Source organism: Pseudoselenomonas ruminantium (genome assembly GCF_900142515.1).
In the GTDB taxonomy this organism is placed as follows: Bacteria; Bacillota; Negativicutes; order Selenomonadales; family Selenomonadaceae; genus Selenomonas_A; species Selenomonas_A ruminantium_D.
This window is the reverse complement of the sequence record NZ_FRBC01000059.1, coordinates 1-1537: the sequence shown is the minus strand read 5'-3', so window position 1 is coordinate 1537 and position 1537 is coordinate 1. Positions and strand designations below refer to the sequence as shown.

At 54.2% G+C, this 1537-nt stretch carries 1 rRNA gene; it reads left to right on the top strand.

Annotation, left to right across the window (positions count from 1 at the left end):
• Window positions 1-1465 (top strand): 16S ribosomal RNA (locus tag BUB68_RS14815); the annotation flags it as partial.
• Window positions 1466-1537: the final 72 nt, after the last annotated feature.

The window sequence follows — 1537 nt, the reverse complement described above, 5'->3', positions numbered from 1 at the left end:
CGAGTGGCAAACGGGTGAGTAACGCGTAGACAACCTGCCGCAAAGATGGGGACAACAGTTCGAAAGGACTGCTAATACCGAATGTTGTCAGATTCCCGCATGGGAGACTGATTAAAGATGGCCTCTACTTGTAAGCTATCGCTTTGCGATGGGTCTGCGTCTGATTAGCTAGTTGGTGGGGTAACGGCCTACCAAGGCGACGATCAGTAGCCGGTCTGAGAGGATGAACGGCCACATTGGAACTGAGACACGGTCCAGACTCCTACGGGAGGCAGCAGTGGGGAATCTTCCGCAATGGGCGAAAGCCTGACGGAGCAACGCCGCGTGAGTGAAGAAGGGTTTCGGCTCGTAAAGCTCTGTTGACGGGGACGAATGTGCTAGATGCGAATAGTTTCTAGCAATGACGGTACCCGTCGAGGAAGCCACGGCTAACTACGTGCCAGCAGCCGCGGTAATACGTAGGTGGCGAGCGTTGTCCGGAATTATTGGGCGTAAAGGGAGCGCAGGCGGGAAGGCAAGTCAGTCTTAAAAGTGCGGGGCTCAACCCCGTGATGGGATTGAAACTGTCTTTCTTGAGTGCAGGAGAGGAAAGCGGAATTCCTAGTGTAGCGGTGAAATGCGTAGATATTAGGAGGAACACCAGTGGCGAAGGCGGCTTTCTGGACTGTAACTGACGCTGAGGCTCGAAAGCGTGGGGAGCGAACAGGATTAGATACCCTGGTAGTCCACGCCGTAAACGATGAATGCTAGGTGTAGGAGGTATCGACCCCTTCTGTGCCGGAGTTAACGCAATAAGCATTCCGCCTGGGGAGTACGGTCGCAAGACTGAAACTCAAAGGAATTGACGGGGGCCCGCACAAGCGGTGGAGTATGTGGTTTAATTCGACGCAACGCGAAGAACCTTACCAGGGCTTGACATTGAGTGAAAGACCTAGAGATAGGTCCCTCTCTTCGGAGACACGAAAACAGGTGGTGCATGGCTGTCGTCAGCTCGTGTCGTGAGATGTTGGGTTAAGTCCCGCAACGAGCGCAACCCCTATCATTTGTTGCCAGCACGTCAAGGTGGGAACTCAAATGAGACTGCCGCGGACAACGCGGAGGAAGGCGGGGATGACGTCAAGTCATCATGCCCCTTATGTCCTGGGCTACACACGTACTACAATGGGATGGACAGAGAGCAGCGAACCCGCGAGGGCAAGCGAACCCCATAAACCATCTCCCAGTTCGGATTGCAGGCTGCAACCCGCCTGCATGAAGTCGGAATCGCTAGTAATCGCTGGTCAGCATACAGCGGTGAATACGTTCCCGGGCCTTGTACACACCGCCCGTCACACCACGGAAGTCATTCACACCCGAAGCCGGTGGGCAAACCGCAAGGATGCAGCCGTCTAAGGTGGGGGCGATGACTGGGGTGAAGTCGTAACAAGGTAGCCGTATCGGAAGGTGCGGCTGGATCACCTCCTTTCTAAGGATTACAAAATCTTAGGTCGGAGCATCTGGTTTTTGCATTGTCTAGTTTTGAGAGAATAATCTCTCA